The organism is Dysgonomonas sp. 521 (assembly GCF_010501055.1).
Taxonomy (GTDB): domain Bacteria; phylum Bacteroidota; class Bacteroidia; order Bacteroidales; family Dysgonomonadaceae; genus Dysgonomonas.
In genome coordinates this window covers 553-4,185 of sequence record NZ_QVMO01000174.1, presented here as the reverse complement: position 1 = coordinate 4,185, position 3,633 = coordinate 553, and the positions used below count along the sequence as shown (strand labels likewise).

At 38.2% G+C, this 3,633-nt stretch carries 4 protein-coding genes and 1 pseudogene; 3 read left to right on the top strand and 2 right to left on the bottom strand.

From position 1 onward, the window contains the following. A pseudogene (locus D0T84_RS21675) lies at positions 1–828 on the bottom strand (reverse transcriptase domain-containing protein); the annotation flags it as partial. A 12-nt stretch (positions 829–840) separates the two neighbouring features. Here D0T84_RS21675 and D0T84_RS21670 point away from each other — a divergent pair. Beyond that, positions 841–1,146, top strand: a complete 306-nt coding sequence (locus tag D0T84_RS21670) for a helix-turn-helix domain-containing protein (RefSeq protein WP_163310011.1) — start codon at positions 841–843, stop codon at positions 1,144–1,146. A 43-nt stretch (positions 1,147–1,189) separates the two neighbouring features. Next, positions 1,190–1,657, top strand: a complete 468-nt coding sequence (locus tag D0T84_RS21665; RefSeq protein WP_163310010.1) for a helix-turn-helix domain-containing protein — start codon at positions 1,190–1,192, stop codon at positions 1,655–1,657. Between the two features lie 35 nt (positions 1,658–1,692). On the opposite strand, the gene D0T84_RS21660 is transcribed toward D0T84_RS21665, so the two are convergent. After that, on the bottom strand, positions 1,693–2,220 hold the full coding sequence (locus D0T84_RS21660) for a dihydrofolate reductase family protein (RefSeq protein ID WP_255495529.1): 528 nt from the start codon (positions 2,218–2,220) through the stop codon (positions 1,693–1,695). A 420-nt stretch (positions 2,221–2,640) separates the two neighbouring features. Between D0T84_RS21660 and D0T84_RS21655 the strand changes: the two genes are divergently transcribed. Then, positions 2,641–3,561 carry a transposase family protein gene (locus tag D0T84_RS21655; protein WP_163310009.1) on the top strand — a complete coding sequence of 307 codons (921 nt, stop codon included), beginning with the start codon at positions 2,641–2,643 and terminating at the stop codon, positions 3,559–3,561. Positions 3,562–3,633 lie beyond the last annotated feature (72 nt).

The following is a 3,633-nucleotide window of genomic DNA, read 5'->3' as shown; positions in this document are numbered from 1 at the left end:
ATCCTGCTTTCCTTTTGACTTCTTAAAGTATGATGTGAAGTGCCATCCCTTTCCTTTTGCTACATGCCAATATCTGTCAGCTATCCAGCGTTTACCCTTTTTCGAGTGTCTGCGTTTAGCCCATTGCCATAGTGCATTGAACATTTGATGGTCAGCCCAGTGGAATGCATCCCTTGTAGCTCCATGTCTGTAATAGTTGCCCCAACCTGTTATCATCGGATTCAATAGCCGTATCAGTGACTCCTGCTTGCACGCTTTGTTGCTCTTGATGGTCGTTCTGACCTTAGCAAGAAAACGTTTTTGTGCAGGCTTGGATGGTTTTGTCAATATCTGATTCTTATACTTCCTGATATTGAATCCGAGAAAATCGAAACCGTCATTGATATTGGTTATCATTGTTTTCTCTTCCGACAAGGTTAATCCTCTTTCGGCGAGAAATTCAGCAACCAAAGGCTTGATTTCAGTATCCAATACCTCTCTGTTTTCTGATGTGATGATAAAATCATCGGCATAACGAATCAGATTCACCATTGGCGAATAATGTTTGCCTTTGATAGTTCTTCGTTTATACTTATCAGCAAGAATCTTCTGTAACCCATCCAGAGCCATATTCGCTAAAGTCGGCGATATGATACCGCCCTGTGGCGTACCTTCTTCTGTCGGAAACAACTGTTTGTTAAAGACAAAGCCACATTCCAGCCATTTGCGGAGCATCACTTTATCCATCGGGATATTGTTCAGCAACCACTCGTGGCTGATATGGTCGAAGCATCCTTTTATGTCTCCCTCCAGAATCCATTCGGGAGAATATCCTTTGCATAGCACATTATCTTAGAGCTATTGAAAGATAACTGCGTAAAAGAACATAAGGTTGAGTTTTATGCGAATAAGCTCTTTGTTACTCCTCAATATTTATCGCTGGTTCTAAAAAATACAAGCGGGAAAACAGCTTATCAATGGATAGTGGATGGAATCATTACAGAATCAAAAATATTGCTCAAGGATGTGGATTCAACCATACAGCAAATATCGGAGAACCTATATTTCCCAGATTCTTCATCATTTAGCAAGTTTTTTAAGAAACAAACAGGAGTTTCGCCATTCAAATATAGAAATATGAATAGCGAAGCTCAATTACTTTTCTAATTCTTAAAGCATAACATGATATTTCGTATAAAATTAACCACTTATGGCAAGACTTATTTACGAAGAAAAGAAAAGTAAATATGCAGACCTTTTGCAGCGAAATTTCCTACAAAGCTACATGGTTTATGTATTGGAAAATGTTCAGCCTTTTTTTAATCAGGTAACAAGTGGTTATTCTCGGAGACAAAATTTGTATCACAGCTTTATATCTCTGCTTTATACTTATTGCAGGCAACATCATGATATTGGCTTTTATGCAGATAAACTGTGTATTACCACTCGTTACCTCTATGATATTACTTTTGAATATTCACTGAATTTATCTCCTAAACAACTAATTGATAAACAACTAATATTAGAGATAAAAACTCTTTTGCATTTCTTGGAATTAACTATTACAGAAATTGCTTTTCAACTTAATTTGCCTGATCAATCATATCTTTGTCGGTATTTTAAACGACACACGGGGATATCTCCTACTGAATACCGAAACCAAATAAAGAATGATTAGCTTTAGTTAGTGATGGTTAAGCAGGTTTTAATCTCTTATTTCCGTTGATATTTGACCATTAAAATACCAGAAGAATAACTTTGACTTTCTGTTAGTTCCCATTTTGACTCTTTAGGTTGTTCGGGGAATAAAGAAACTCCTTTACCAAGAATAACAGGAATATAAGTTATCTGCATTTCATCTACCAACTCGGCAGCAAGCAGCATCGAAACCAACTCGCCACCGCCAAACAGCCAAATATCCTTTCCTGGTTCATTACGCAGATCAAGAATGTGTTCAATCACATTTTTTGTAATGAATTTAACATTTCCTTTTTCTCCCCAATCATGACGGGAAACCACATAAACCGTTTTGTCTGCATACGCACCCATCGCATCCATATTTGATAATTCACGCCAAGAGCGGCCTCCCATGATAATAGTATCAGTCGAATCCATAAATTCCTTATAGCCATAATTCATTTCTTCTGTAATGGGAAATTCCGAAAGCCATTCAATTCCACCGTCCGGTTCTGCGATTCGCCCGTCAATAGATGAAGCGATGTAAAGGATAATCTTTTTCATGTTGATAATATTTGCGTTATTTACTCTTGTTATTATTCGCCGGAGTGACACGCAAAAAAGAAGCGTGGAACATACGACCATCCCACCGCGAGGTACTGGAATACCCAAGAGGAAACAGAAGCACGCCCACGCCATACCATATATGTATAGCATGAACATTGCTTTTTCCTCTTGCCTTATAAATTTCCAGTTTTCGCGGCAGGTTCAGCGAATATTATGTTACATCTAAACGGAATTAATCCGTTATAATTCTAAATTTCTGATGCAAAGATAGTGATTCCAGTCAAATTATCGCTGGAATTGATTCTGAACTATTTGTGGTTACAGATTTTTAGTAGGAAAGTTTTGATAAAATATGATATAATAGATTTGATGTAAATTAGATTTGTTATATATCGCGTATGCGTGTATTTTTGTAGCATGAATTATACAGAACATAAGAACAATCCTAAAAGTTTCCGTGCCTTGACAGGCTTGACGCATATTCAGTTTCTTCATTTGCTTCCCTACTTTGAGGCTGCCCATGATGATTATTTGTCTGAATATGAACTTAATGGTAAACGTCGTCGTAATCTTCGTAGTTTTTGTATCTATAAGAACAGTCCCTTGCCTAGCGTTTCTGATCGCCTTTTCTTTATTCTTGTGTATTTGAAAAACAACCCTCTGCAAGAGTATCATGCCGCCTGTTTCGGCATGGATCAGAAACATTGCAACACATTTGTGCATTGTTTGAACCATGTTCTTCGTCTGAGTCTTGAAACGATGGGACTTGTGCCCGCGCAGACGGATAAAGAACTTTCTGATCGGTTGTCTGAACTTTCTAAAGATGGCACTGTTCAGCCCATATTGCTTCACGATGGTACTGAGAGAGAAATTCCTCGTCCGGTTGATCCAGACGAACAAAAAGAGCAGTACAGTGGAAAAAAGAAACGACATACTGTTAAGAATGCTGTTGTGGTAACAGTGTCTTGTTTGATTCTCTTTGTCAGCCAAACCGTTTCCGGTAAAACACATGATAAGAAGATTGCAGACACAATGTATTCTTTTTCGGTTCCTTGTATTCTGTATCAAGACACCGGATATCAAGGGTATATGCCAGAAAAGGTTACAATTATACAACCTGTGAAGAAAAGAAAGGGAAAGGTGCTTTCTGACCAGGAAAAAGAGTTCAATACAGAAGTGTCCCGCATTCGAGTACGTGTAGAACATGCCATTGGAAGCGCCAAATTCATGAGGATTGTCAAAGACGAATGTCGTCTGAAAGCAAACAGATTCGTTGAACGTATTTTTGCGACATGTGCTGCTTTGCATAATCTGAGAACTAAATTACCACACGCCTAAAGAGGCGGTGGGTTATATAACGGACTAAAAGTCCTGATTAAGGCTAAAGCCATCTAACAGAGAAAGACTTTA